Consider the following 26,249-nt stretch of genomic DNA (forward strand, 5'->3'; position numbering starts at 1 on the left):
CCGCGTCCCCGGCGCTCCCGTGTCGACCTCCCGAACACGCGAGATGCCCCCTCAAGCACGCGAGATGCCCGCCCGATCACGCGAGATGCCTGCCGGATCACGCGGGGTCGCCGTACCGGAACGGCGAACTCGCGTGATCAGGGACGGAACTCGCGTGATTGGGGGCGTAACTCGCGTGATTGGGGGGCGACACTACTTGCGGCGGAGGCCGATCTGGCGCCAGGTGCGGCGGCGGGGGCCCTGGCCGTTGTCCGAGGGGCTGCGGGGGATGCGGGCCGTCTCGCGGGGGAGGCGGACCGCGCGCATGGCCGCGCCCGCGACGCGGCGGCGCAGCGGGCGCCGCAGGCCCAGGCGGCGGGGGGAGCGGGCCCGGCGGATCGCGCGGCGCTCGCTCGGCGGGACCGTCCAGGCCTCCGGGTGCGCCGCCAGCCAGCGGTGCCGGTAGATCGAGTACGGGATGTGCGCCAGGTACAGGACCATCGCCGCGATCAGCGCGACCAGCGGGAACTGGATGATCGCCGCGGCCAGCAGGGCGACGCCCAGCAGCAGCGGCGCGATCGCCTTGGGCGGCGCCTTGACCGTCTTCAGCGACAGCGTCGGGATGCGGCTGATCAGCAGTGCCGCGATGGCGACCGTCCACGCCCACACGACGTACTGCGACGACCACCACCCCTCGCCCCACTGCAGGTAGGCCACCAGCGGCAGCATCCCCAGCAGGCCGCCCGCGGGCGCCGGGACGCCGACGAAGAACTCGCTCGCGTACGGCGGCTGCTCGGTGTCGTCCAAGAGCGTGTTGAACCGGGCCAGCCGCAGGATCATGCAGACGGCGAAGATCAGCGACGCCACCCAGCCGATCCGGTCCGCGCCGGTCTGCCACACGTAGATCACCAGGGCCGGCGCGACGCCGAAGGAGATGCCGTCGGACAGCGAGTCCAGCTCGGCGCCCATCTTCGACGTCGCGTCCAAGAGACGGGCGATCCGGCCGTCCAGGCTGTCGAGCACCGCCGCGATGCCGATCGAGGCGATCGCCATCGCGTAGTTCCTGGTCAGCGCGAACTGCACGGCCGACAGGCCCGCGCACAGCGCCAGCACGGTGATGGCGTTCGGCAGCAGCCGGACGCCCGGGGTGGTCACGCGGACCATCGATCAGCCTTTCGCGGGCGCGGCAGGGAGTTCGGCGATGACCGTCTCGCCGCCGACCGTGCGCTGGCCCTTGCTGACCAGCACCGTCGAGCCCGGCGGGAGGTAGAGGTCCACCCGGGAGCCGAACCGGATGATGCCGTACGTCGACGCGGCACCGACCTTGTCGCCCTCGCGGATCTCGCAGAGGATGCGGCGCGCGACCAGCCCGGCGATCTGCACGACGACGAGCTCGTGGCCGTCTTCGGTGCGCATCAGCACGGAGTTGCGTTCGTTGTCGTCGCTGGCCTTGTCCAGGTCGGCGGAGAGGAACTTGCCCGGCCGGTAGGCCACGCGCTCGATCACGCCGTTCGCCGGCACGCGCTGGACGTGCACGTCGAACACCGAGAGGAACACCGAGACGCGCATCCGCGGCTCGGCCGGCAGGCCCAGCTCGGCGGGCGGCACGGCTTCCTCGATCAGCGACACGAGACCGTCGGCCGAGGCCAGCGCGACGCCGTCACGCGGCGGCGGGACGCGCTTGGGCTCACGGAAGAACGCGGCCGTCGCCACCGTCGCCAGCGCCCCGACGAGCCCGAGGCCCTTCGAGAACCGGCGGGCCAGCAGCGTCGCGGCGACGCCGCCGGCCACGAACGGGCGACCCGCGGGGTGCATCGGCGGCAGCGTCTCGCGGGCGAGCTGGAGGGCGTGCGCGACTGGGTTGCCGGCGGACTCCGGCCGGGTGCCGCTCATGGTCGGGTCCCCTGGTTTCGTGTCGGAAGCATGGTCGGCGCCGGAGGTCCGGCGGGCGCCACCACGCTACCGCTGCCCCAGGTGAGCGTGTCCGTGCGCCCCACCCGGCTCCTCCGCGAGGGGGTCACCGCGGCGGGTGGGAATGATCGCCCGGTCGTAACGCATGGTCGATTTCAGCGATGACTCTAAGTAGTTGCCGCCGTTCGGGGCGCTGCCCCGTGTGACCTGTGAGGACCGATGATCCAGCGCCACGATCCTGCCGAAGCCCGCCTTCGCGAGCTCCTGGGCGCGTGGCGTCAGGAGATCGACGAGGTGCCCGTGCCGCCGCTCGTCGACCCGGTGCGCGCGGTCGACGTGGTCATCGAAGCGAAGAAGAGGGGCCGGGTGCATCCGCCCCCCGACGGCGCACGCACCCGGCCACCGGGAGATGCGCGTGAGGGAGCAGTCTAGCGGCCGGCGGCCCCTTGATCACCGTTCGCCGGAGAATAGTTACCAGCGGTCACTCGGACGCCGGGTGCGCCCGCTGACCAGCCGCAGGATCGCCAGCAGCACGACCGCGCCGAGGATGGCCACGCCGAAGCTGGGGAAGTCGAAGTCGAACGTCTTCGCCTGGCCGGTCGCGAGCCGGTAGAGCAGCCCGCCCAGCGCCGCGCCGACGACCCCGACGAGCACGCTGACCAGGCAACCCTGCCGGTGCCGCGCGCGCCCGCCGACGACCAGGTTCGCGGCCCAGCCGACGATCGCGCCGAAGATCACCCATGCGACGAAACCCATGCCCGAAGCTTACGCGGGCAGTTGCACAAGCGCCATTGCGCAAGAGGTCTTGTACAACTAGTCTTGTGCGTTATGGGCGATGACATCAGGGAGATCCGCGATTCGAAGGTGCTGGCCGCCATGTCGCACCAGCTGCGGCGCCGGCTCCTGGAACTGCTCCACCTCGACGGCCCGGCGACGGCGTCGGTGCTCGCCGCGAAGACCGGCCAGGCGGTCGGCAACGTCAGCCACCACATGAAGGTCCTGGCCGCGGCGAAGCTGGTCGAGGAAGCTCCGGAACTGGCCCGTGACCAGCGTGAACGCTGGTGGAAGCGCAGTGCGAGGACGCTGCGGTGGGCGGCCGGCGACTTCCCCGGCGACCCGGTCGCCGAAGCCGCCGAGGTCCTCGTGCTCGACCACCAGACGGCGGTCGCCCGAGACTGGATCGCCAGCCGCGAGACCTACCCCGAACAGTGGCGCGGGGCGCCGTTCAGCATCGACACGTGGGTGCGGCTGTCCAAGGAGGAGCTCGACGAGCTCAACGAGCGGATCTTCCTGCTGATCAGCGAGTTCGAGAACCGCACCGAACCGGGCGACGGCGTCGAGCGCCGCCCGGTCTTCTTCGCCGCGCGAGCGTCGCTGGGCAAGCCGTGAAAGGGCTCTGGGGGAACCGGGACTTCCGGCTGCTGTGGACCGGCGAGACCACCAGCATGCTCGGCAGCATGGTCGCGACCACGGCGTTGCCGCTGGTCGCGGTGGTCACGCTGCAGGCGAGCACCTTCGAGGTCGCGCTGCTGACCGCGGTGGCCTGGCTCCCGTGGCTGCTCGTCGGCCTGCCCGCCGGCGCCTGGGTCGACCGGCTGCCGAAGCGGCCGGTGATGCTCGTCAGCAACACCGTCTCGATGGTGGTGTTCGGCAGCGTCCCGCTCGCCGCCGTCTTCGGCGTGCTGACCATGCCGTACCTGCTGGCCGCGGCCCTGCTCGGCGGCTTCGCGAAGGTGTTCTTCACCCTCGCCTACCGCGCGTACCTCCCGGCCCTCGTCCGCGACGACGAACTCCTGGCCGCCAACGCCAAGCTCCAGGGCAGCGAGTCCGCGACGCAGGTCGCCGGACCGGGCCTGGCGGGGTTGCTGGCCCAGGCGTTCGGCCCGGTCAGCGGCATCCTCGCGGACGCGGTCAGCTTCGGCGTCTCCGTGCTGTGCGTGCGGACGATCCGGGCGCGCGAGACCGTCGTCCCCGCCGAGCGCTCGCCGCTGCGCAGCCAGATCGCCGAAGGGCTGCGGTTCGTCGTGCACGACCGGTACCTGCGCACGCTCATGGTGTTCGGCGCCGTCTCCAACCTCGCGCTCGCCGGTTACCAGGCCGTCCAGATCGTCTTCCTGTCCCGCACCCTCGGCACCGCACCCGGCCTGCTCGGCCTGGTCCTGGCCACGGCCGCGGCCGGCGGGGTGCTCGGCGCGGCGGTGGCCGGACGGCTCGCCGCGCGCTTCGGGGCCGCCCGCGCGTGGCTGCTGTGCGAGGTCTTCGCGGCACCGATGCTGCTGCTCGGGCCGCTGAGCAGCCCCGGCGGGGGACTCGTGCTGTTCGTGCTCGCGGAGTTCGGCGTCTGTGCCGGTGTCGTCGCCGGCAACGTGCTGGTGACGACGTTCCGGCAGCAGTACTGCCCGCCCGAGCTGTTCAGCCGGGTCAATTCCAGCATGTCGCTCGTCAACTACGGGTCGATCCCGCTGGCCGGTGTCCTCGGCGGCGTGCTGGGCGAAGCGATCGGCGTCCGCGAAACGCTGTGGGCGGCCGCGGCGGTTTCGCTCCTCGCGCTGCCGCTGCTCGCGCCCTACCGGAAGCTGCGGGACTTCCCGGTCAGAGCAGCAGGACGTCCACCTCGTCGCCAACCGCTGCCGACGTGACGTCTTCCGGCAGCACGATCAGGCAGTTCGCCTGGGTGAACGCGCCGAGCAGGTGCGAGCCCGGCCCGCCGCGCGGCCCGACGATCCCGGTGACCTCCCCGTCGGACGGCGTGAACACCCCGCGGCGGTACTGGCGGCGCCCGGCGGGCGAGGGCATCTCCTCGGTCAGCCGGGCGCGCACCTGTTGTCGCGAGACGTCGGTGTGGCCGAGCGCGGTCAGGATCGCCGGGCGCAGGAACGCCTCGAACGACACGAGCACGCTGACCGGGTTGCCGGGCAGCGTCACCACCGGCACGCCCTGCCAGCGCCCGCAGCCCTGCGGGCCGCCCGGCTGCATCGCGACCTTCTCGAACTCGACGCCCTGACCGGTCAGCGCGTCCTTCACCACTTCGTACGCGCCCGCGCTGACGCCGCCGGACGTCACCAGCAGGTCGGCGCCGGCCAGCTTGGGCTCGATGACCTTCCGGAACTCCTCGACGTCGTCGACGACGCTGCGAACCACGTCGACCTCGCAGCCGAGGTCGCGGATCGCCGCGGCGAGCATCACGCTGTTGGACTCGTAGATCTGGCCGTGGCGCAGCGGGGCCGGGGCGTCGATCAGCTCGGTGCCGGTCGACGCCACCAGCACCCGCAGCGGCCGGTGCACCCGCACCTCGGCGAGCCCGACCGCGGCCGCCAGGCCGAGCTGGGAGTGCCTCAACACGGTGCCGGCGTGCAGCGCCACGCTGCCGCCGACGACGTCTTCGCCGGTCCGGCGGATGTGCGCCCCTTCGCGCGCGGGAGAAGAAATGGTCACCTGCGAGGTGCCGCCGTCGGTGTCCTCGACCATCACGACGGCGTCCGCGCCGGGCGGCAGCGGCGCGCCGGTCATGATCCGGTGCGCGGTGCCCGGTTCGAGGGGCTGCACGTCGACCCGGCCGGCCGGGATGTCGTCGGCGACCGGCAGGGTCACCGGCGCGGTGGCGACGTCGGCCGCGCGGACCGCGTAGCCGTCCATCGCGGAGTTGTCGAAGGGTGGCAGGGACACGGTCGCCGTCACGTCCTCGGCCAGGACGAGACCGGCCGCGGCGGCGAGGGGCAGGGCGGTCGCGGGCGCGGTGCCGAGGAGTGCGGCAACCCGGTCGCGGTAGTCGTCGACGGAGATCACCGGACCATCCTCCCCGGCTTTCCGGAGCGTGCAAGACTCTGCCCCGTCACGAGCACGCCGATGGGGAGTACGCATGCAGGTCGGAATCCGTCAACAGCCCTCGTTCGCCGTCGCCCGGCTGATGCTGGCGCCCGGCGAGCCGTGCCAGGTCGAGTCCGGCGCGATGATGGCCACCAGCTACGGCGTGCAGGTCCAGTCGCAGGCCCAAGGCGGGATCATGAAGGGCCTCGGCCGCGCCTTCCTCTCCGGCGAGTCCTTCTTCATCTCCACCTTCACCGCGCCGCAGAACGGCGGCTGGGTCGACGTCGCCGCCAACCTGCCCGGCGACATCCAGGTGATCACCCTCGACGGCCGCACCGGCTGGGCCGTCACCCGCGGCTGCTGGCTCGCGTCGTCGCACGGCGTGCAGACGGAGACCAAGTGGGGCGGGATGAAGAACCTGATGGGCGGCGAGGGCGGTTTCCTCACCCACGCCACCGGCCAGGGCCAGCTGCTCGTCAGCTGCTACGGCGCGGTCGAGACCATCACGCTGCAGCAGGGCGAGATGGTGACCGTCGACACCGGGCACGTCGTCGCGTACGCCGACACCGTGCAGTACCAGATCCGGAAGGTCGCGCAGGGCATCATCCAGTCGATGAAGAGCGGCGAAGGGCTCGTGTTCGACTTCGTCGGCCCCGGCCAGATCATGACGCAGACGCGCAACCCGTCCGCGTTGGTCGGCTGGATCGTCTCGCACGTCCCGTCGCGCTGATGCGCGTCCAGACCCGGCACACGCCGGCCTTCGGCGTCGCCCGCGTCCTCTTGGACCCGGGCGAGGCCGTGCGGGCGGCGCCGGAAACCCTGCTGGCCAGCCGGTTCGGCGTCACCGAGACGCCGGCGGGCCGCGGCGGCGTCCGCGCTGGCAAGGCCGCGACGGCGGTATACACCGCGCCGTCCGACGGCGGCTGGATCGACTTCGCGCCGCTGCGCCCCGGCGACGTCTACCCGCTCGAGCTCGGCGGCGGCACGGGCTGGTCGGTGCACCGCGACGCGGTGCTCGTGCGGCCGTCGTCGGTCCGGCACGACACCGGCTGGGTGCCGCTGCAGCAGCTCTTCGGCGCCGATTCGGGGTTCCTCGAGCACTACAGCGGAACCGGGCCGCTCGTGCTGGCCGCGCCCGGCCCGGTGGACGCGTTCGAGCTCGGCAAGGGCGAGCTGGTCACGGTCCGGCCGGACTACCTGCTGGCCTACCCGGACACCGTGCAGTGCCGGTTGCGGGCCCTCGACCCGGGCGGACCGCAGTCGCTGCGCACCGGCGAAGGACTCGCGGTCGACTTCGCGGGTCCCGGGACGGTGCTCGTGCACGCGCGGAACCGGCGCCTTTCGGGTTCGTGATCTTCGGACGAATTGCCCATTGCCGCGGACAATAATTCCGGTAGCGTGATTGGCACTCCGCCGCTGGCATCCGCTCGGGCCAGCGGATCCTTTGTGCTGAGGGAGGGCGCCGTGGCTGTCGGCACCGTCAAATGGTTCAACTCGGAAAAGGGCTACGGGTTCATCGAATCGACGGAGGGCCCGGACGTGTTCGTCCACTATTCGGCCATCCAGTCCGAAGGATTCCGCACTCTGGACGAAGGCGACCGCGTCGAGTTCGAAGTGCAGTCCGGCCGAGACGGTCGTAGCCAGGCAGCCGACGTTCGAAAGGTTTCGTAACCCGCCTGCCGGGTGATCGGTGAACCCCCGTCAGGCGCCGAACCAGGGGCGTTAGGCTTCGGGCGTGACAGGCGATGTGTCGGGGGACCTCACCGGTCGCCGGCTGGGCAACTACCGCATCGACGGGGTGCTCGGCAAGGGCGGCATGAGCGTGACCTACAAGGCCACCGACGTGCGGCTCGGCCGCAAGGTGGCCCTGAAGGTCATCGGTGACCACCTCGGGGCCGACGCCGAGTTCCGCGAACGGTTCGTCGACGAGGCGCGCAACACGTCCGCGATCGACCACGCCAATGTCGTGCCGCTGTACGACTTCGGCGAGCTCGACGGCATGCTCTACATCGCCATGCGGATGGTCGACGGCGGCGATCTCGCCGGGTTGATCTCGGGGGGACCCATCGCGCCCGCCCGCGCCCTGACGATGCTCGACCAGGTCGCGGACGCGCTCGACACGCTGCACAACCGTGGTCTGGTCCACCTCGACGTCAAGCCGGCGAACGTGCTCGTGACGAAGAAGGAGACCTCGCGCGAGCACGTGTACGTCGCCGACTTCGGGCTGACGCGCCGCGGCGCGACCGGCCACCGCACGCGCGGCGGCGACTTCCTCGGCTCGCCCACGTACGCGGCTCCCGAGCACCTGCGCGGGGAGCCGCTGGACGGGCGCACCGACCAGTACGCGCTGACGTGCGTCCTCTACGCGTGCCTCACCGGCAGCCCGCCGTTCAAGGGCGACGTGCCGACGGTGATCAAGGGCCACCTCAACGGCGAGCCGCCGGCGATCTCCCGCGCCGTCGCGCTGCCGCCGTCGATCGACGAGGTGATCCGCCGCGGCATGGCCAAGAACCCGGCCGACCGCTACGCCAGCTGCGTCGAGATGGTCGCGGCCGCGCGCCGCGCGCTCGGCCCGCTGGCCACGTCCGACACCCCGCCGGGCCCGCCCGGGTCCCATTCGGGCGGAATCCCCGCGCCGCAGCGTCCTGGTCAGGTACAACAGGGGCCGCATCAGAACAGCGCACCGCAGGGAGAGGGGGCCCCCGTGCACCCGTACGGAGGACAGCAGCAGCCCGGCTACGGCCAGGGGCCCGGACCGCAGGGCCCTGGTGGACCGCAGGGCCCTGGTGGGCCGCAGGGCCCGCCGCCGCAGGGTCCGCCGCCGGGTTACGGCTACCCCCCGCAGGGCATGCCGCCGCAGGGGATGCCGCCCCAGGGCCCGCCGCCGGGGTACGGCTACCCGCAGCAGGGCATGCCCCCGCAGGGTCCGCCACCGGGCTACGGCCCGCCGGGCGACCCGATGCGCCTGCGCCCGCCGATGCCCGCGGGCGGCGCGGGCGCGTTCCACCAGCCGAAGAGCGGCGGCGGCAAGAAGTGGATCTTCATCGTGCTGGGCCTGGTGGTCGTGGCCGGCCTGGTCGTGGGCGCGATCTTCCTCTTCGGTGACAGCGGCGGCGGTGGCGGCGGCACCCAGACGACGGCGCCGAACATCCCGGTGGGCCCCGACGGCGGCTCGTCGACCAACGCGCCTTCGTCGTCGCTCAACGCACCGCCGACGTCGATCAGCATCAAGCCAAGCTCCTGAGTGCACGGAGGCCGCTCTCGCCGGTGAACTTGCCTGGAGGCACGTCACCTCGCAGGAGGTGACCCTTCCTGCGGTGTGGTTCGAGAACTTTCTCCCAGTAGGTCGACTCGAACACGTCTTGTGACGGCGGCGACGACTCGGCCCGCCGCGGTCGCGAGGCCGGTGGCGCCGGCGGTGGTCGCGAGGATGACCGCCGGCACGCCGAGGAGGTAATAGGCGCGGCCCCAGCGCAAGCTCGACCGCCGTGCGTCGAAAGCGTTGAGGGTCCGCCTCCGCCATGACCGATTCGAGCACACCCAACGGCTCGGCCGGAGCCGTGCCGAGCGCGTTCCGAAGCTGCTTTTTGAGCCGGGAGCGAGCCGACCGCCAGGGAAGGTCGCTCCCGCCTTCGGAGCCGGCGATCAGTGCGCGAACGACCACTTGGCCGATGGTGGCTTCCCATCCGGGCATGTGAGGTAGTCGCGGGGTACGCAGCGCGTGTTTCAGCCGGTCGGAGCCGTGGTCCTCCGGCATAGGAGGAGGCATAGGGTGAAAGAGCCAGGCTCCCTGAGGAGCTTGTTCTGCCGTCGGCCGCCGCATGACGTTCTGCCGCCTGCTGCCCGTGCGCGCGGGACGCGGCGGCCTGACCGGAACAAGCTCCTGATCGTGCGACGCTGAGCTGGGCTTCTTGCACTCTCCCCCTGAGAGTGCTAAACACGAACTTGGCACTCGACGCCGTTGAGTGCCAAAGGTCGGGACGGTGAGGCTGTACCCCCACCCGGGTCCAGTCGTCCGTCGCGGGCACCGAGCCTGGCCGAGGAAAGAGTCCTGCTGCCGCCGCTGCAAAGAACCACAGCGCGGCGGCTGCGCCCAATACCGGAGGACCACACCGCAATGGCCAAACTGATCGCGTTCGACGAGGACGCCCGCCGCGGTCTCGAGCGCGGCTTGAACACCCTCGCCGAAGCCGTCAAGGTGACCCTCGGCCCGCGGGGCCGGAACGTCGTGCTCGAAAAGAAGTGGGGCGCGCCGACCATCACCAACGATGGTGTCTCCATCGCCAAGGAGATCGAGCTCGAAGACCCGTGGGAGAAGATCGGGGCCGAGCTCGTCAAGGAGGTCGCCAAGAAGACCGACGACGTCGCGGGTGACGGCACCACCACCGCCACCGTGCTCGCCCAGGCCCTCGTCCGCGAGGGGCTGCGCAACGTCGCCGCCGGCGCCGACCCCATCTCCCTCAAGCGTGGCATCGAGGCGGCCGTCGAGGCCGTCACCGAGCAGCTCCACAAGGCCGCCGTGCAGATCGAGACCAAGGAGCAGATCGCTGCTACCGCCTCGATCTCGGCCGCTGACCGCACCATCGGCGAGCTGATCGCCGAGGCGCTGGACAAGGTCGGCAAGGAAGGCGTCGTCACCGTCGAGGAGAGCAACACCTTCGGTCTCGAGCTCGAGCTCACCGAGGGCATGCGCTTCGACAAGGGCTACATCTCCGGTTACTTCGTGACCGACCCGGAGCGTCAGGAAGCCGAGCTCGAGGACCCGTACATCCTCCTCTTCGGCTCCAAGATCTCCACCGTCAAGGACGTCCTGCCGCTGCTGGAGAAGGTCATCCAGTCCGGCAAGCCGCTGCTGATCATCGCCGAGGACGTCGAGGGCGAGGCCCTGGCCACCCTCATCGTCAACAAGATGCGCGGCACCTTCAAGTCCGTCGCCGTCAAGGCGCCGGGCTTCGGTGACCGCCGCAAGGCGATCCTGCAGGACATCGCGATCCTGACCGGTGGCCAGGTCATCTCCGAGGACGTCGGCCTCAAGCTGGAGAACGCGGACCTGTCCCTGCTGGGCAAGGCCCGCAAGGCCGTCATCACCAAGGACGAGACGACCATCGTCGAGGGTGCGGGCGACGCCGACCAGATCCAGGGTCGCGTCAACCAGATCCGCGCCGAGATCGAGAACTCGGACTCGGACTACGACCGCGAGAAGCTGCAGGAGCGGCTCGCGAAGCTGGCCGGCGGCGTGGCCGTCATCAAGGCCGGCGCCGCGACCGAGGTCGAGCTCAAGGAGCGCAAGCACCGCATCGAGGACGCGGTGCGCAACGCCAAGGCCGCCGTGGAAGAGGGCATCGTCGCCGGTGGTGGCGTGGCTCTGATCCAGGCCGCCGAGGCCGCCTTCGCGGGCCTGAAGCTCGAGGGCGACGAGGCCACTGGTGCCAACATCGTCAAGGTGGCCGTCGAGGCCCCGCTCAAGCAGATCGCGATCAACGCCGGCCTTGAGGGCGGCGTCGTGGTGGAGAAGGTCAAGGGCCTGCCGCAGGGTCACGGCCTCAACGCCGCCACGGGTGTCTACGAGGACCTGCTCGCCGCCGGCGTGCCGGACCCGACGAAGGTCACCCGCTCCGCGCTGCAGAACGCCGCGTCCATCGCGGCGCTGTTCCTGACCACCGAGGCCGTCGTGGCGGACAAGCCGGAGAAGGCTTCGGCCGCTCCCGCCGACCCGTCCGGTGGCATGGGTGGCATGGACTTCTGATCCACGCAGGGAAAGCCCGGTCCGCTTCGGCGGGCCGGGCTTTTCCGTTTCTACGGCTTGGTGAAGAACCACACGGCGAAGGCGCCGACGGTGACAACGCCGAGCGCGAGCACGAAGAGACCCCCGAGCCAGGCCGTGCTCGCTTCTTCCGCTTCCATCGCCAGGACGACCGCGCCGATCCCGGTGAGCAGCACCCAGATCGCGAACGCGGCGGCGGCGTAGAGCACGACCTTGGTCGCGGACCGGCCGCCCGGGTCGTCCAGCGCGAGGAACGCGGCGAGGGCGGTCAGGCCCAGCCCGGCGATCAGGTACAGCCCGCCGAGGATCCCGACGACGACCTTCGCGGCCGTTCTGCTCCCTTGATCCACGAGCGCGAACCCTAACCCCTCGAACGGGATTCGCGCCGCGCTTTTGTGCCGTTCGGCCCAGCCGCCTCGGCCGAACGGCCCGGGCGTCCCCTGGCGCCCGGGCCGTTCGTTTCGTGCACCCCGTCAGCCGGCGGGCCCCGGTTCCCCCTGCGAACCGGCGCCCGCCCTCGTTCAGGAGTCCTCTTCCGGCGTCAGGATGGCGGCGGCCACGTAGATCGGGATGGCGATGCCGACCGACAGGAACACGGCGGCGACCAGGCCGATGCGCAGGACGTTGGCGTCGATGCCGAGGTAGGTGGCCCACCCGCCGCAGACGCCGGTGAGCATCTTGTCGGTCCGGCTGCGGCGGACCTTCTTGGTGGTTTCCGGGGTGTACACGCTGTTCGTCATGGCTCAATACTCGCGCCCGGGGCACCCTGACCACATCCGGAACGGCCCCGACCCCGACCCTGAACTTCGCCCTCGGGGTCAGGCGAGCGCGCGTACCCGCGCCAGGCGCTCTTCCCACGCCGCGGCCACCTCGGGCGGCGCCGGGAACGCGTCCACCGGCTCCGGGGCCTCCCTGGGCACCGGCAGGTAACCGTCCACAGGGGACAGTGGATTCGCGGAAACATCGCCTTGCAGCAACGAAATCGTGCCCAGTCCACAGGCGAACTCCAGCGACGGCAGCGCGCCCGCCAACGCCAGGCCCGCCGCGAGACCCACGCTTGTCTCCACCGCCGAGGACACCACGCACGGCAGCCCGCACGCCTCGGCCACCTCCAGCGCGCGCCGGACGCCGCCGAGGGGGGAAACCTTCAGGACCGCGATGTCCGCCGCCCCCGCGACCGCTACCTTCAGCGGGTCCTCCGCCCGGCGGATCGACTCGTCGGCCGCGATGCGGACACCCACCCGGCGCCGCACTGCCGCCAGCTCCTCGATCGACGGGCACGGCTGTTCCGCGTACTCCAGGCCGCCCGCCGCCTTGTCGAGGTCGGTGATCGCCCGCACCGCCGTGTCGACGTCCCAGGCTGTGTTCGCGTCGATGCGGACGGCGCCGTCCGGGCCGAGCGCGGCGCGGACCGCCTCCACCCGCGCGCAGTCGTCGGCCACGGAGACGCGCGGATCGGCCACCTTCACCTTGGCCGTCCGGCAGCCGGAGGCGCGGACCAGCTCGTACGCCTGCTCCGGGCCGACCACCGGGACCGTCGTGTTGACCTCGACCCGGTCGCGGACCGGCGCGGGCCAGCCTGCTTCGGTCGCCTCCAGCGCCGCCCGCAGCCACGGCACGCTCTCGGCGTCGGAGTAGTCGGCGAACGGGCAGAACTCTCCCCAGCCCGCCGGACCGTGCAGCAGCACCCCCTCACGGACGGTGATGCCGCGGAACCGGGTGCGCAGGGGGATCGCGTAGACCTTCATCGAGCCCGATCATGCCACCGTCCCGGGTTTCGCAAACAGGTGCCGGACTGGGTGTTTCCGGCCAGAATGGCTCCGTGGTCCTCGATTTCCGCGTGCTGGGTCCGGCCGAGGTCACGGCCGACGGCCGCCCGGTACCGCTCGGGGGCAGCCGGCCGCTGATCGTCCTGGCCGGGCTTCTGCTGCGCGCGAACCGGGTCGTGCCGGTCGACGAGCTGGGCCGCTGGCTGTGGCACGACGACCGCCGCCGCTCCAAGGGCGCCCTCCAGACGTACGTGCTGCGCCTGCGCCGGGCGCTGGGCGACCAGGTCGCGATCCGCACGGAGAGCGGCGGCTACCTGATCGAACTCGCCGACGACCTGCTCGACCTGACCCGCTTCCGCGCGCTGGCCGTCCGCGGCAAGGCGGCGATGGACCGCGGCGAGAGCCGCCGGGCGGCCGCGCACTTCGCCGAGGCGCTCGCGCAGTGGCGCGGGCCGGCGCTGCTGAACGTCGAGTCCGACGCCCTGCACCGCGACGAAGCCGGCCAGCTGGCCGAGGAACGGCTGCGCGTGCGCGAGCAGTGGGCCGACGCGCTGCTCGAAGTCGGCGAGTACGGCACGGTCATCCCCGAGCTCGCCCGGCTGACCAGGGAGAACCCGCTGCGGGAGCGGCTGCACGAGCAACTGATGATCGCGCTGTACCGGTCGGGCCGCCAGGCCGAGGCGCTCGACGTCCACCGCCGGATCAGCCGCGTGCTGGCCGACGAACTCGGGCTCGACCCCGGGCCGTCGCTGCAGCGCACCCGCCAGGCGATCCTCACCGGCACGGACAGCGGCACCACGCCCGCGCCGGCGCGCTACCGGCTCGGCGTCGACCCGCAGGTGCCCCACCAGCTGCCCGCCGACCTGCGGACCTTCTCCGGACGCGAGTGCGACCTCAAGGCGTTGCACGCGCTGCTGCCGGAGGCTGTGGACGCCGACGCGTCGACGCCGATCGCGTCCGTCGAAGGCATGGGCGGCATCGGGAAGACGACGCTCGCCGTGCACTTCGCGCACGAGGTCGCCGACCGGTTCCCCGGCGGGCAGGTCCACCTCAACCTGCGCGGCTACGGCCCGGGCGAGCCGGTCGAGCCGTCGGCGGCGCTGGAAGCCATGCTGACCGCGCTGGGCGTGCCGTGCGAGGCGATCCCCGGCGACCTCGACGGCCGCGCGGCGAGCTGGCGGACGCACACCGCGGGACGGCGGCTGCTGGTCCTGCTCGACAACGCCAACCGCACCGAGCAGGTGAGCCCGCTGCTGCCCGGGCCCGGCTGCCTGGTCCTGGTCACCAGCCGCTGGCAGCTGCGCGCCCTGGTCGCGACGCACGGCGCCCGCCGGATCGCGCTGGAGGAGCTCGGCGACGAGGACGCCGTCGCGCTGCTGGCGTCCACGATCGGCCACGACCGCGTCGCCCGCGACCCGGCGGCGGCCGGGCGGTTCGTGCGCCACTGCGGCGGGCTGCCGCTGGCCATCCGGATCCTGGCCGTGCGCGCGGCGCAGTTCCCCGACCTGGCGCTCGACGAGTTCGCCGGCTCACTGGCCGGCGACCTGCTCGGCTCGTTCGACCTCGCCGACGGCGAAGGCACCAACATCCGCTCGGTGTTTTCCTACTCCTACCAGGCTCTTCATCCGTCGACGGCCCGGCTGCTGCGGCTGCTCGGGCTGCACACCGGCGTGGACTTCACCGCGCCGGCGGCGGCCGCGGTCGCCGGCCTGGACGTCACGGCGACCCGCCCGATGCTCGAAACGCTGGCCGCGGCGCACCTGCTCGCCCAGCCGCGGCCGGGCCGCTACCAGTTCCACGACCTCATCCGGGCGTACGCGGGCGAAGCCGCTTCGCAGCTGGACCCGGCGGCCGAGCGCGAGGCCGCTTCGGACCGGCTGCTCGGCTGGTACCTGGCGTCGGCGCTGAACGCGTCACGGCGGATGCGGCCGGAGCGCTACTACCGGCTGCTGGAGCTCGACGACCTCGAAGGCGGGCCGGCCTTCCCCGAGTACCACGACGCGCTGGACTGGTTCGGCGAGGAGTACGGCAACCTCATCGCGGCGGTGCACCTGGCGCGGCGCCGGGGCCGCGACGACGTCTGCTGGAAGCTGGCCTGGCTGCTGCAAAGCTACTTCGTGACGCGCTCGCGGCTCGACGACTGGCGGTCGGTGTTCGCGGTGGCGCTCGAAGCCGCGCGGGCGAGCGGCCACCGGCCGGGCGAGGCGGGGATCCTGAGCGGGCTGGGCGTGGTCAACGGGGTCGCGCGGCAGTACGCCCAGGCGCGGCGGTACCTGGAGCAGGTGCTGGCGATCCAGCGCGAGCTCGGGGCGCGCGAAGGCGAGGCGCGGGCGCAGTACAACCTGGCGATGGCGGCGCACAACCTCGACGACTGCGCCTGGGCGTACGAGCACGGGATGCAGGCCCTGGAGATCGTCCGCGAGCTGGGGCTGGGCCACTTCGAGGCGAGTGTGCTGCGGGCGCTGGGCGACATCTGCACGTCGATGGGCGATCACGAGCAGGCGCTGCGGCTGGCCGACGCGGCGCTGGCGATCCTCGGCCCGGACGGCGAGCCGGTGGACACGCGGTTCACGCAGCACACGCGTGGCCTGGCCCTGGTCGGCCTGGGCCGCCTCGACGAGGGCATCGCGTGCATCCGCGCTTCGGTCGAGATGTTCTTCGCGATGGACGAGCAGTACGAGGCGGCGGACGTACTGGCCCAGCTGGGCACGATGTACCTCCGCCACGGCGACGCGGCGCCGGCCCGCGAGTGCTGGCTGCGGTCGGTGCGGCTGCTGACGGAGCTGGGCCACCCGGACGCGGACGACGTCCGGGCCAAGCTGGCGGCCCTGGTGGTCGTGGGTGGTTGAGGGCCCGGACGGCTCGCGTGCCGACCCCCAGCGACAGCACGCAAGCCGGTCCGGCCCGTGAGCTGATCCAAGCCGACGGCGCTCACTGTCCACTCACTGTCCGGTTTTCACTGTCCGGTTTGCGGCGCCACCCCGAGCAGATCGGCGAGGCTCTCGGCGTTCCGCGGCGCCTCGACCTTGACGTCGTTGTCGAAGTAGACGTGCACGTCCCGCCGGCCGTCGTCGTGCCAGGCGCGGATCTTGCCCGCCCAGGTGCGCAGGGCCCGGTCGGAGTAGCCGCTGACGTAGAGCTCTTCGTCGCCGTGCAGCCGCACGTAGCTGAAGTCGGCGGTCTGGTCTTCGAGGAACGGCCACTTGCCGGCGGTATCGGCGACGACGAGGGCGATGCCGTGTTCTTCCAGCAGTTTTGTCGCGGCGGGCTGGGCGAAGCTGGGGTGCCGGACTTCGAGCGCGTGCCGCAGCGGCCGGCGCGGGCCGGCTTCGAGGAACGGGACGCCCTTGAGCTTGTCGTCGTGCTTGGTGGCGAGCTGGGCGGCCTCGGTGGTGGTCCGCGGCAGGAGCGCGAAGAAGTTGACGAGCCGGTCGGCATCGAAGGCCAGCCGCGGCGGGAGCTGCCAGAGGAAGGGCCCGAGCTTCGTCCCGAGCGCGAGGACACCGGAGGCGAAGAAGTTGGCGAGCGCGGTCTCGACGTCCCGGAGCTGCTTCATGTGCGTGATGAAACGCCCGCCTTTGACGGCGAAGCGGAAGTCGGCGGGGGTCTCGTCGAACCAGGCCCGGTACCGCTCGGGGCGTTGCAGGGAGTAGAAGGAACCGTTGATTTCCACGGCGTTCATCCGCCGGGAGAGGTATTCGAGCTCTCGCCGCTGAGCGAGCTTGGGTGGGTAGAAGACCCCGCGCCACGGGGTGTAGCGCCACCCGGAGGTTCCGATCCGGATCTCGGCGATCGCCCTCACCGCCCTTCCGGGGTGGGTGATTCCCGGTGGGGTGGGGGGCCAAACGCGGGTCTGGTGGGACGGGTGGTCCGGTCGTTGGGGCAGTCGTCCTGAGTTTCGGGGTGCTCGTCTGCTTGTTGAGGGGGCTGTTCTGCTGCGGTGCGGGGAAAAGCTGGCCTCGCCGGACGGGCAGGCTCTGGGATGACCCTGGGGGTGCTTTCGGGTCGCCTTTACGGTGGGGTCGCTGGGTGGTCATCCCGTCGACGGGATGACCACCCAGTTCTGTTGGGGTGGCCGTGCCCCGGCCCCGGCCTCCGCTTCACGCCCAGGAAAACCGCCAATGCCTCGACTGGACCAGGCCTGATGCGTACTCCCGCAGGTTTCCCGGCTGGGCGGCGAACGTCGGCAGGCTGAACGCCCGGTGCTCCGCCGCCACCGTCAGTGCCCGGGCCTGGTTCCTCGGGGGCGCCGCCACCGACAGCTCGATCGCGTCGAAGCCCAGTACCACCAGTGTTGCTCCGAAGCGGTCCTCCCAGCTGCGCAGCACCGCCGACAGCTCGGCCACCTGGTCCGTGCACTTGATCATGCCCGTCCAGCCCAGCAGGGCCGGGATGTCCGCCGGGCGCTCGGTCTGGACCAGGCCGAGGCGGTGGGGGGCGCGGTTGGCCAGGATCGAACCCGTGTTGCCCGCCTCCGCCAGCGGGTCCGACCGGCGTGGGCTGCGCTTCGCCAGGCCCGGGAACCGGGCGCCGAACGGGCGCAGGCACGCGCCGTCGCAGCAGGAGCCGTCCCACCAGCGGGACAACGCTCCCGCCGCGTCCGCCGACGGCACGCGGTGGCCCGCCGGGGCCAGGCGGCCCCGGTCGTCGATCCAGTCCTCGCCGTTCGCCGCGAACCGCTGGTCGTGGGGGATCAGCACCGGCCACAACCCCGACCGCTCGAACTCGGCCACGCAGCCGAGGTAGCGCTCGGGCCGGGTCAGCGGCAGGTCGGACACCCACAGCCGGCCGTGCCACGCCCCCGGTGGCAGGGTCTGGACCGGCGGCGCGGGCGTACCGGGGCGGAGCGGTGCGATCGTCATGGACGTCCCCTCGAACTAGTGTTCGGCTACTGCATGTCGAACAGTAGTTCGAGGGTCTGACAATTTCCAGCGTCCGGGCCGCTCAACCGTTCGGGTGAATACGGAAAACCGCAGGTCAGGACGTCGTGTGAAAGCAAAGTTGCGGAAGTTGCTCCTGTGACGATGCGCTGGGCCGAAGGGGTGGCCAGGCTGGGCTGCACCCGTGAAAGAGGGGGAATTCCTGGCGTGGTGCGTGGTCGCCAACGTGCTCGCCGAGACGACGCACGGTGAAGGCAGCGAAGACGTTCGGCGCGGCTTGAAGCACTTCGCGCCCGGTGCGAAGGTGTGGGTGCTGCCGCCGCAGTGGGGCGATGGCGGGGAAAGCGTGGTCGTCCTCGGGCGGCACCGCGGCCGGGGCCGGGGGCGGCTCGCCCGGCTGGTCGCCGCGCGGCACCACCTCGAGGACTTCCGGGTGCGGGGGATCTACAGTCCCGCCGTCCTCCGCGAGCTGAGCCTGCCGCTGGACGACCGGGTGACACGCTTGTGGGAGTCCGAGGAGGAAGCCCGGCGGACGGCCGGCTGGTGGAACTGGATGCGGGCGGCCCCGTCGGGCGTGCGGCGGCCGCAGGCCCGTGGCCGGCTGGTGGAGCTCCTCGCGTTCCTCGCGGAGCCGGGCTCGAGCCTGCCGTGGGCGGTGACGGAGCTGGCCGGAGTGGCGGACGGCGTGCTTCGCGACGAGCTCGAAGCCGCCGCGGTCGAACGGGTCTGGGGCGCAGCTGAGAACCGGCGGCACCGCCGTCACGGAGGCTGCCGAGGCGCAGGCGCTCCTCGAACGACCGGCTTAGAGCGGCCGGAGCAGGTCGTCCGCGTCCACGATGTGGTACGCGTACCCCTGCTCCGCCAGGAAGCGCTGCCGATGCGCCGCGTACTCCGTGTCCACCGTGTCGCGCGAGACGATCGAGTAGAAGTGCGCCTGCCGCCCGTCGCCCTTCGGACGCAGCAGGCGCCCGAGCCGCTGGGCCTCCTCCTGCCGGGAGCCGAACGTGCCGGAGATCTGGATCGCCACCGATGCCTCGGGCAGGTCGATCGAGAAGTTCGCCACCTTCGACACGACCAGCGTCCGGATCTCGCCGCGGCGGAACTTGTCGAACAGCTCCTCGCGCTCCTTGTTGCGGGTCGCGCCCTGGATCACCGGGGCGTCGAGCTCGTCGCCGAGCATCTCCAGCTGGTCCAGGTACGCGCCGATCACCAGGGTCGGCTCGCCGGCGTGCTTGGCCACGATCGACTTGATCACCGGGGTCTTCGTCAGCGCCGTCGCCGCCAGCTTGTACCGCTCGTCGGCCTCGGCCGTGGCGTACTCGAGCCGCTCCGCGTCGGTCAGGGTGACGCGGACCTCGGTGCACTCCGCCGGGGCGATCCAGCCCTGGGCCTCGATGTCGCGCCACGGGACGTCGTAGCGCTTCGGCCCGATCAGCGAGAACACGTCGCCCTCGCGGCCGTCCTCGCGCACCAGCGTCGCGGTCAGGCCGAGGCGGCGGCGGGACTGCAGGTCCGCCGTCATCCGGAACACCGGCGCCGGCAGCAGGTGGACCTCGTCGTAGACGACCAGGCCCCAGTCCCGCGAGTCGAACAGCTCCAGGTGCTTGTACTCGCCCTTGGTCTTGCGGGTGATCACCTGGTAGGTCGCGATGGTGACCGGCCGGATCTCCTTCTTCTCCCCGGAGTACTCGCCGATCTCCTCCTCGGTCAGCGACGTCCGCGCGATCAGCTCGCGCTTCCACTGTCGCCCGGCGACCGTGTTCGTCACCAGGATCAGCGTGGTCGCCGCCGCCTTCGCCATCGCCGCCGCGCCGACCATCGTCTTCCCGGCGCCGCACGGCAGCACGACGACGCCCGAGCCGCCCGCCCAGAACGCCTCCGCGGCCTGGCGCTGGTAGTCGCGCAGCTGCCAGTCGTCCTCCTCCAGCGCGATCGGGTGCGCTTCGCCGTCGACGTACCCGGCGAGGTCCTCGGCCGGCCAGCCGACCTTCAGCAGCGCCTGCTTCAGCCGCCCGCGCTCGGACGGGTGCACGATGACCGTGTCCTCGTCGATCTTGGCGCCGAGCATCGGGCTGATCTTCTTGTTCCGGGCGACCTCGGTCAGCACCGCGCGGTCGGTGGTCGACATCACCAGCCCGTGCGCCGGGTGGTTGGCGATCTGCAGCCGCCCGAACCGGCCCATCACGTCGACGACGTCGATCAGCAGCGGCTGCGGCACCGGGAACCGCGAGTACGTGGTCAGCGCGTCGACGACCTGCTCGGCGTCGTGCCCCGCCGCGCGCGCGTTCCACAACGCCAGCGGCGTGATCCGGTAGGTGTGCACGTGCTCCGGCGCCCGTTCCAGCTCCGCGAACGGCGCGATCGCGATGCGCGCGTCATCGGCCTGGGGGTGGTCGACCTCCAGGAGCACGGTCTTGTCGGACTGGACGATCAGCGGGCCATCAGTCACAACTACTGTTATACGTGCCTCGCTCCGGCCCGCTCCCGTCGCGGGTCCGCCGGTGGGCCGAGGTGCCGAGGGGATCACTGGAGGGCACGTTGACCACACCACCGTCCGACGACAACCCGTTCCGGTCGCCGGACTACGCGGCGTCGTCGCCGGACTACGCGGCGCCGCCGCCGCCGATGCCGATGCCGCCGGGGCACCAGCCGATCCCGCACTGGTTCAGCACCAAGGTGCGGATCACGTTGATCGCGTGCGTCGTCGCGGCGCTGGGCCTGGGCACGGTCGGTGCGCTGGGCATCTCCTGGGCCATCCGCAGCGGCCCGCCGTCGGAAGGCGACTGCCTGTACTTGACGCGCGAAGCCGGCGGCAAGCTCGCCTACCACCGCGTCGGCTGCACCGCGGCCGACGCGACCTACCAGGTCGACCGGTCCTACACCAGCACCTTGACCTGTCCCTCCGAAGGCTACGTGCGGTTCCGGACCTCGACCGGTTCCGGCGCCGGGCGGACGCTCTGCCTCGCCCTGAACGTCCGCACCGGGGACTGCCTCCGCGACGTCGACGACGAGGCCACGATCGCCAAGGTGAGCTGTACCGACCCGGCGGCGAAGGAGCGCGCCCGGGTGGTCGCCGGCTACAGCCACGGGGAGGCCTGCGAAAACGCCGACGACGTGCGGGTCTACTACGGTCCGCCGGCCCGGGTGGTGTGCCTGCTGCCGCCGGGCGAAAACATCTAGCCGAACCACCGGGTCAGCTCGGCCGGCTCGACGGCGTACCCGTCCGGCCGGATCAGCAGCAGCCGCCCGCGGTACCCGTCGGCTTCGGTGCCCGCGCGCACGACGCCGACCTGCCCGGTGAACCCGGGTGGCGTGGCGTGGTCGCCGAGGTCGAGCAGCAGCCCGCGGCCGCCGTGCAGCAACGCCGAGAGCCGGGTGGGCCCGGCCGCCGTCGTCAGGTCCAGGTCGGGGACGCGGTGCGCGCCGGGGTAGCTCAGCCCGAGGCCGGAGAGCAGTCCGCTGAAGTAGCGGTTCGCGTCCGGCAGCCGCATGAGGTCGACGACGATCTCACGCAGCGCCTCGACGTTCTCGCTGCGTTCCGGCGCGGTGAACACGCGCTGGGCCGCGGTGTGCCGCAGGACGCGCGCGGCGGCCGGGTGGCGTTCGGCGTGGTAGGTGTCCAGCAGCCCGGCCGGCGCGGTGCCGCGGACCGTCGCGGCCAGCTTCCAGCCGAGGTTCATCGCGTCCTGGACGCCGAGGTTGAGCCCCTGCCCGCCGAGCGGCGGGTGGATGTGCGCGGCGTCGCCGGCGAACAGGACCCGGCCGTGCCGGTACTGCGTCAGCTGCCGTGTCGCGTCGTTGAACCGCGAAGCGCCGTACACCTCGCCCAGACGCGTCTCGGCGCCGTACAGCGCCGTCAGCGCTTCGGTCACTTCGGTGTCCGACACGGGTGCGTCGCGGCCCGGCTGGCCCGCGGTGGTCCCGAAGACGAACCGGTGGCCGCCGTCGTCGAGCGGCGTGAGCATCGACCAGTAGCCGGCCACCTGCCGCGTGACCTGGCTGAAGTGCGTGGCGCGGGCCGGGACCAGGTCGGACGCGGCGGCGAGCCGGATGTGCGCGAGTGTGGCGACGTAGGTCTCGGTGCGGCCGGGGAACGGCACCCCGAGCAGGCGCCGGACCGTGCTGTGCGCGCCGTCGCAGGCCACCAGCCAGCGCGCCCGGATCCCGTCGACCGTGACGCCGTCCGCGCCGGCGGCCACCGAGGTGACCTCGTGCCCCCGGCGCACCACCGCCCCGTGCTCGGCCGCGTGCGCGGCCAGCACCGCCTCGACGTCGTCCTGCGTCCGGTTGAGCACCCGCGGGTACCGGGTCCGCCAGACGCCGTGGTCGAGCGGCACGGGCAACCCGGCGAAGTGCCCGCTCGGTCCGTCGATCACCTGCTCGGCCGGGCCCAGGCCACGCAGGTCCAGGAGCTCGGCGGTGCGGGGCTGCAGGCCGACCGGGCGCGGCAGCCCCGGTCCCGTCCGGCGTTCGAGCACGGTGACCTCGACGCCGGCCAGGGCGAGTTCGGCGGCGGTCAGCAGGCCGGTCGGGCCGGCTCCGGCGATCAGGACGTCGGTCATCACGCACTCCTCAACTAGACTGAGTGCAAAAGTAGACCAGGTGCAGGTTTTGCGGTGGCTAATACCCGGCTTTGCCGGGCAGCAGGCCCTGGACGTCGAGGCGGTCGGCCAGCAGACCCGAGTTGTGCATGAGGTCGGCGACGCGCTGCAGCCGGATGCCGTTGAGCGACGCCGGGTACGAGCCCAGCGAGATCAGCGCGGCCGTCGTCGCGTCGATGTCGGAGAACTTCGGCAGCGCGTCGCGCACGACCGCCGGGTCCGTCGCGCTCTCCTGGGCCGCGCCGAGCGCGGTGCGGAACGCCGCCAGCGTCCGGGGGTTGGCCTGCGCGAACGGCTTGGTCGCCGCGTAGCCGGAGAGCGGGAAGTCGAGCGTCGAGCCGCGGGCGCCGTCGGCGAGGATGTGGGCGCCGAGGTCCTTCTCGGCGCGGGTGATGTACGGCTCGATCATCAGCGCGGCGTCGGCGTCGCCCGCCTGCAGGGCCTGCGGCATCCGGTCGAACGGCACCTGCTGGAACTTGATCTTCGCTTCGTCGACGCCCGCGGTGCCCAGCACCGAACGTGCGACGAGCGCGCCGACGTCGTCGAGCATGTTGACCGCGATCTTGGGGGCCCGCTTCGCCGTCGGCACCGTGTAGTCCGAGTCGGGCAGCGTGACCAGCGCCATCGTGTTCGGGCCGGAGGTGTAGGCCTCGCCCTGCAGCTGCAACGCCGTCCCGCCGGCCGCCGCGCGGAACATCGCGATGTCGGAGGCGAAGGTGACGTCGAGGTCGCCCGCGGCCAGCTTCGCCAGCCCGTCGTCGGCCCCGAGTTCGACGAGCCGCACGGTCAGCCCCGCGGAACCGAACTTCCCGGCCGCGACGGCGATCCGCAGCGGGGCCGTGTCGATGGCGTTGCCCACACCGACTCGCAGGGTGCTGCGTTCCGGCGGCGGCGGGGCCGCGGAACCGCCGGAAGAGAACACGCTGCACCCCGCGGTCGCCAGGAGCGCCGCCACCAGCGGAATCGTCCGTCCGCGTCTGATCATGAACCTTCACCTACCGCGAGAATCTGGTTCTCGTGCTGGATCGTATGGTCCGCGCCCCATACGATCGCGGGCAGGGCCGTATCGTGCCAGCGCGGCTTTCGGATCTTCATGGAGCGAGCTACCGTTCAGTAGGTTCGATGTGCCGTTCGATCCGCGGGTTCCCGCCCGCGGCGGAAAAGGAAACCAGGTGACCCGTCGCGACAAGCGTCCCCGCAAGGGCGGCGACGCGGCGGATCCGCGTCCGGCGGGCGGCCGCTGGCGGTTGCGGAACTGGCGTCTCGGCACGAAGCTCTTCGCCGTCCTCCTCATCCCGGCGCTGGCCGTCATCGCGCTCGTCGGCCTGCGGATCAGCTCCGACCTGCGCGACGCCCGCCAGCTCGCCGAGTTCGCCACGCGCGGCCGCGTCGACAGCACGGTCGCCGAAGCCTTGCACGAGCTGCAACGCGAGCGCGACCTCTCCGTCCGGTTCGTCGCCCAGAACCGCCAGGGCGACACCGCGGACCTCACCGCCCAGCGCAACCGCGTCGACCAGGCCGTCGGCGCCTTCGAGCGGACGCTCGCCGAGAGCAAGCCGCGGCTCGACGCGAAGGCCGCGGAAAGCCTGCAGCAGACCGACGACCGGCTGCGCGTGCTCGGCGGCCTGCGGTTTTCCGCGGAGCATTCGGCGTTCCCGGCCGACGCCGTGCTGCGCTCCTACAGCGAGCTGATCTCCGGCCTGCTCGACATCAGCGACTCCGCCGCCGCCGACGTCTCCGACCCGGAACTCGCGCGGATGCGCCTGGCCGGCAACGCGCTGGCCCGGATCAAGGACCAGATGTCGGTCAAGCGCGCGGTGATGGCCGAGGCGCTCGCGGCCGGCACCCTCAACCGCGACCGCACGCGCGCGCTGCTCGGCGCCGAAGCCGAACTCGCTGCCGCGCGCAGCGACTACCGCACCTTCGCCACCCCCGACCAGCAGCGGATGTACGACGACACGGTGATCGGGCTGGTCGTCGACATCGGCAACGACATGGTCGAATCCGCGCTCACCCGCACCGAAAACGGCCAGGACCTCTCGGGGCTCGACCCGAACCAGTGGGACACCTCGGCGACGCACACGGTGAACCTCGCCCACCAGGTGCAGCAGGCGCTGCTGGTCCAGTTGCAGGAACGCACGGACAGCCTGGCGGCGCAGGCCCGCACGGCCGCGCTGTGGGACGGCGGCGTGGTGCTCGGCGTCCTGCTCGTCGCCGGCGTGCTGTCGGTGGTCATCGCCCGGTCCCTGTTGCGCCCCTTGCGGATCCTGCGCCGGACCGCGCTGGAGGTGGCCGAGCACCGGCTGCCCGCGGCCGTGCAGAACCTGCTCACCGACCCCGAACCCGCGCCCGAGAACCTGCGGAAACGGCTCGCCGTCGCGCCGGTGCCGGTGTTCACCCGCGAAGAACTGGGCCAGGTGGCGCGCGCGTTCGACGCGGTGCACGGCGAGGCCGTCCGGCTCGCCGGCGAACAGGCGATGCTGCGCGAGAACGTCAACGCGATGTTCGTCAACCTTTCGCAGCGCAGCCAGGACCTGGTCGAACGGCAGCTGTCGGTGCTCGACCGGATGGAGGCCGACGAGCAGGACCCGGACACCCTCGCCGGGCTGTTCGAACTCGACCACCTGGCGACGCGGATGCGGCGCAACAGCGAAAACCTGCTGGTCCTGTCCGGTCAGGACTCGGCGCGCGAGGACGCCGGCTCGGTGGCGGCCGACGAGATCATCGGCGCCGCCCTGTCGGAGGTCGAGGACTACCAGCGCATCGAACTCGGCCCGGCGCCGCAGGTCGCGGTCCGCGGCGAGGCCGTCAACGACCTCGTGCACGTCGTTTCGGAGCTGCTGGAGAACGCGACGCGTTACTCCGGCGACTCGCCGGTCACGGTCGCCAGCGCCGAAACCCACGACGGCGACTGGCAGATCGAGATCATCGACCACGGCGCCGGCATGCCGCAGGCCGAGATCGACCGGACCAACGTCCGGCTGGCGCACCCGCCGGACGTCGACGTCGAGGTGTCGCGCCGGATGGGCCTGTTCGTCGTCGCGACGCTGGCCACCCGCCACCACATCGACGTCAGCCTCAGCGCGGGCGCGGAATCCGGGCTGGTCGCGACGGTGCTGGTGCCCGCCGCGCTGATCGTCGAGCTGCCGCCGATGCCCGCGCCGCCCCCGCCCGCCGAGCCGCCCGCGGCCCCGGAACCCGAGCTGCTGGCGCCGCTCGCGCCGCTGACGCCGCCGGAGCCCGAACCCGAGCCGGAACCCGAGCGGGAGGAACTGAGCCCGCCGTCGATCGAGGCCGGCCCGCCGCGCCGGGCGCCGGTGGTGGCCCGCGACCACGCGCCGGAGTGGCCCACGGTGGACGCCGAAGCCCACTTGGACCTCGACGCCCCGACGGAGCGGATGCCCGCCTACCGCGACGTCCTGTCCCGCTGGTTCGACGCCTCGGCCGCGCCCGAAGCACCGCGGCACCCGGCGGAGCCCCGCCCGGTCGCCGAGCAGCCCCGCCCGGCCGCACCCCAGCCCCGCCACGCGCTCGCCGC

23 protein-coding genes are annotated in these 26,249 nt (G+C 72.2%); 11 read left to right on the forward strand and 12 right to left on the reverse strand.

Features of this window, described 5'->3' with window-relative positions; translation table 11 throughout:
- Positions 1–192 precede the first annotated feature (192 nt).
- Entirely contained in the window at positions 193–1,143 is a 951-nt protein-coding gene (pssA, locus tag C2L59_RS21210; protein WP_103351242.1) for a CDP-diacylglycerol--serine O-phosphatidyltransferase, read from the reverse strand.
- Between the two features lie 3 nt (positions 1,144–1,146).
- Entirely contained in the window at positions 1,147–1,872 is a 726-nt protein-coding gene (locus C2L59_RS21215; RefSeq protein ID WP_103351243.1) for a phosphatidylserine decarboxylase, read from the reverse strand.
- 237 nt (positions 1,873–2,109) lie between these two features.
- On the opposite strand from C2L59_RS21215, the gene C2L59_RS21220 reads away from it, so the two are divergent.
- Complete coding sequence (locus C2L59_RS21220) at positions 2,110–2,322, forward strand: hypothetical protein (RefSeq protein WP_103351244.1); 213 nt, start codon at positions 2,110–2,112, stop codon at positions 2,320–2,322.
- 39 nt (positions 2,323–2,361) lie between these two features.
- Here C2L59_RS21220 and C2L59_RS21225 read toward each other — a convergent pair whose 3' ends face one another.
- Entirely contained in the window at positions 2,362–2,646 is a 285-nt protein-coding gene (locus C2L59_RS21225; protein ID WP_103351245.1) for a GlsB/YeaQ/YmgE family stress response membrane protein, read from the reverse strand.
- A 72-nt stretch (positions 2,647–2,718) separates the two neighbouring features.
- Between C2L59_RS21225 and C2L59_RS21230 the strand changes: the two genes are divergently transcribed.
- Together C2L59_RS21230 and C2L59_RS21235 are read left to right on the forward strand one after the other, a co-directional pair.
- Positions 2,719–3,279, forward strand: a complete 561-nt coding sequence (locus tag C2L59_RS21230) for a helix-turn-helix transcriptional regulator (protein WP_103351246.1) — start codon at positions 2,719–2,721, stop codon at positions 3,277–3,279.
- Positions 3,276–4,529, forward strand: coding sequence for an MFS transporter (locus C2L59_RS21235; RefSeq protein ID WP_103351247.1), 1,254 nt, complete (start codon positions 3,276–3,278; stop codon positions 4,527–4,529). Before C2L59_RS21230 ends, C2L59_RS21235 begins: the two co-directional genes overlap by 4 nt.
- On the opposite strand, the gene glp is transcribed toward C2L59_RS21235, so the two are convergent.
- Positions 4,483–5,676, reverse strand: a complete 1,194-nt coding sequence (glp, locus tag C2L59_RS21240) for a gephyrin-like molybdotransferase Glp (protein WP_103351248.1) — start codon at positions 5,674–5,676, stop codon at positions 4,483–4,485. The genes C2L59_RS21235 and glp overlap by 47 nt on opposite strands.
- Positions 5,677–5,749: 73 nt before the next feature.
- Here glp and C2L59_RS21245 point away from each other — a divergent pair, with 73 nt between their 5' ends.
- The 5 genes from C2L59_RS21245 (at position 5,750) to groL (ending at position 11,443) form a co-directional block, all read left to right on the forward strand.
- The gene (locus C2L59_RS21245) at positions 5,750–6,427 is read left to right on the forward strand and encodes a TIGR00266 family protein (RefSeq protein WP_103351249.1); all 678 of its coding nucleotides are present in this window, start codon (positions 5,750–5,752) and stop codon (positions 6,425–6,427) included.
- Positions 6,427–7,050 carry an AIM24 family protein gene (locus tag C2L59_RS21250; RefSeq protein ID WP_103351250.1) on the forward strand — a complete coding sequence of 208 codons (624 nt, stop codon included), beginning with the start codon at positions 6,427–6,429 and terminating at the stop codon, positions 7,048–7,050. Before C2L59_RS21245 ends, C2L59_RS21250 begins: the two co-directional genes overlap by 1 nt.
- A gap of 111 nt (positions 7,051–7,161) precedes the next feature.
- A complete protein-coding gene (locus C2L59_RS21255) occupies positions 7,162–7,368 on the forward strand; it encodes a cold-shock protein (RefSeq protein WP_003085446.1) in 207 nt (68 codons plus the stop codon).
- A 64-nt stretch (positions 7,369–7,432) separates the two neighbouring features.
- A complete protein-coding gene (locus C2L59_RS21260) occupies positions 7,433–8,941 on the forward strand; it encodes a serine/threonine-protein kinase (RefSeq protein WP_199199177.1) in 1,509 nt (502 codons plus the stop codon).
- 873 nt (positions 8,942–9,814) lie between these two features.
- Complete coding sequence (groL, locus tag C2L59_RS21265) at positions 9,815–11,443, forward strand: chaperonin GroEL (RefSeq protein ID WP_086857657.1); 1,629 nt, start codon at positions 9,815–9,817, stop codon at positions 11,441–11,443.
- Between the two features lie 50 nt (positions 11,444–11,493).
- On the opposite strand, the gene C2L59_RS21270 is transcribed toward groL, so the two are convergent.
- The 3 genes from C2L59_RS21270 to C2L59_RS21280 form a co-directional block, all read right to left on the reverse strand.
- Positions 11,494–11,811, reverse strand: coding sequence for a hypothetical protein (locus C2L59_RS21270; protein WP_103351252.1), 318 nt, complete (start codon positions 11,809–11,811; stop codon positions 11,494–11,496).
- A 171-nt stretch (positions 11,812–11,982) separates the two neighbouring features.
- Complete coding sequence (locus C2L59_RS21275) at positions 11,983–12,201, reverse strand: PspC domain-containing protein (RefSeq protein WP_103351253.1); 219 nt, start codon at positions 12,199–12,201, stop codon at positions 11,983–11,985.
- 78 nt (positions 12,202–12,279) lie between these two features.
- A complete protein-coding gene (locus tag C2L59_RS21280) occupies positions 12,280–13,209 on the reverse strand; it encodes an o-succinylbenzoate synthase (RefSeq protein WP_103351254.1) in 930 nt (309 codons plus the stop codon).
- A 74-nt stretch (positions 13,210–13,283) separates the two neighbouring features.
- Here C2L59_RS21280 and C2L59_RS21285 point away from each other — a divergent pair, with 74 nt between their 5' ends.
- Complete coding sequence (locus C2L59_RS21285; RefSeq protein WP_103351255.1) at positions 13,284–16,079, forward strand: AfsR/SARP family transcriptional regulator; 2,796 nt, start codon at positions 13,284–13,286, stop codon at positions 16,077–16,079.
- 107 nt (positions 16,080–16,186) lie between these two features.
- Here the strand turns inward: C2L59_RS21285 and C2L59_RS21290 are convergent, their stop codons facing one another.
- The 3 genes from C2L59_RS21290 to C2L59_RS21300 form a co-directional block, all read right to left on the reverse strand.
- On the reverse strand, positions 16,187–17,032 hold the full coding sequence (locus C2L59_RS21290) for a DUF72 domain-containing protein (protein WP_103351256.1): 846 nt from the start codon (positions 17,030–17,032) through the stop codon (positions 16,187–16,189).
- Positions 17,033–17,330: 298 nt separating this feature from the next.
- Positions 17,331–18,092: a DUF4253 domain-containing protein gene (locus C2L59_RS21295; RefSeq protein WP_103351257.1), complete on the reverse strand. Its 762-nt coding sequence runs from the start codon at positions 18,090–18,092 to the stop codon at positions 17,331–17,333.
- A gap of 820 nt (positions 18,093–18,912) precedes the next feature.
- Entirely contained in the window at positions 18,913–20,559 is a 1,647-nt protein-coding gene (locus tag C2L59_RS21300; protein WP_103351258.1) for a DNA repair helicase XPB, read from the reverse strand.
- 89 nt (positions 20,560–20,648) lie between these two features.
- Here C2L59_RS21300 and C2L59_RS21305 point away from each other — a divergent pair, with 89 nt between their 5' ends.
- Positions 20,649–21,290: a hypothetical protein gene (locus C2L59_RS21305; RefSeq protein WP_103351259.1), complete on the forward strand. Its 642-nt coding sequence runs from the start codon at positions 20,649–20,651 to the stop codon at positions 21,288–21,290.
- Here the strand turns inward: C2L59_RS21305 and C2L59_RS21310 are convergent.
- Positions 21,287–22,672, reverse strand: coding sequence for an FAD-dependent oxidoreductase (locus C2L59_RS21310; RefSeq protein ID WP_103351260.1), 1,386 nt, complete (start codon positions 22,670–22,672; stop codon positions 21,287–21,289). The two genes, C2L59_RS21305 and C2L59_RS21310, sit on opposite strands and share 4 nt — an antisense overlap.
- Positions 22,673–22,730: 58 nt before the next feature.
- Positions 22,731–23,696 (reverse strand): ABC transporter substrate-binding protein, encoded by a 966-nt coding sequence (locus tag C2L59_RS21315; RefSeq protein ID WP_103351261.1) that lies wholly within the window; start codon positions 23,694–23,696, stop codon positions 22,731–22,733.
- Between the two features lie 187 nt (positions 23,697–23,883).
- Here C2L59_RS21315 and C2L59_RS21320 point away from each other — a divergent pair.
- The coding region (locus C2L59_RS21320; protein ID WP_199199178.1) for a nitrate- and nitrite sensing domain-containing protein at positions 23,884–26,249 on the forward strand (2,366 nt) is incomplete at its 3' end.

The organism is Amycolatopsis sp. CA-128772 (assembly GCF_002904295.1).
In the GTDB taxonomy this organism is placed as follows: domain Bacteria; phylum Actinomycetota; class Actinomycetes; order Mycobacteriales; family Pseudonocardiaceae; genus Amycolatopsis.

Excerpts from the sequence above, each read along its gene's own strand:
- C2L59_RS21245 (WP_103351249.1), top strand. The coding sequence starts at position 5,750 with ATGCAGGTCGGAATCCGTCAACAGCCCTCGTTCGCCGTCGCCCGGCTG.
- C2L59_RS21295 (WP_103351257.1), bottom strand. The coding sequence starts at position 18,092 with ATGACGATCGCACCGCTCCGCCCCGGTACGCCCGCGCCGCCGGTCCAG.
- C2L59_RS21315 (WP_103351261.1), bottom strand. The coding sequence starts at position 23,696 with ATGATCAGACGCGGACGGACGATTCCGCTGGTGGCGGCGCTCCTGGCG.
- C2L59_RS21215 (WP_103351243.1), bottom strand. The coding sequence starts at position 1,872 with ATGAGCGGCACCCGGCCGGAGTCCGCCGGCAACCCAGTCGCGCACGCC.
- C2L59_RS21275 (WP_103351253.1), bottom strand. The coding sequence starts at position 12,201 with ATGACGAACAGCGTGTACACCCCGGAAACCACCAAGAAGGTCCGCCGC.
- C2L59_RS21250 (WP_103351250.1), top strand. The coding sequence starts at position 6,427 with ATGCGCGTCCAGACCCGGCACACGCCGGCCTTCGGCGTCGCCCGCGTC.
- C2L59_RS21225 (WP_103351245.1), bottom strand. The coding sequence starts at position 2,646 with ATGGGTTTCGTCGCATGGGTGATCTTCGGCGCGATCGTCGGCTGGGCC.
- C2L59_RS21230 (WP_103351246.1), top strand. The coding sequence starts at position 2,719 with ATGGGCGATGACATCAGGGAGATCCGCGATTCGAAGGTGCTGGCCGCC.
- pssA (WP_103351242.1), bottom strand. The coding sequence starts at position 1,143 with ATGGTCCGCGTGACCACCCCGGGCGTCCGGCTGCTGCCGAACGCCATC.
- C2L59_RS21220 (WP_103351244.1), top strand. The coding sequence starts at position 2,110 with ATGATCCAGCGCCACGATCCTGCCGAAGCCCGCCTTCGCGAGCTCCTG.
- C2L59_RS21310 (WP_103351260.1), bottom strand. The coding sequence starts at position 22,672 with ATGACCGACGTCCTGATCGCCGGAGCCGGCCCGACCGGCCTGCTGACC.
- groL (WP_086857657.1), top strand. The coding sequence starts at position 9,815 with ATGGCCAAACTGATCGCGTTCGACGAGGACGCCCGCCGCGGTCTCGAG.
- C2L59_RS21280 (WP_103351254.1), bottom strand. The coding sequence starts at position 13,209 with ATGAAGGTCTACGCGATCCCCCTGCGCACCCGGTTCCGCGGCATCACC.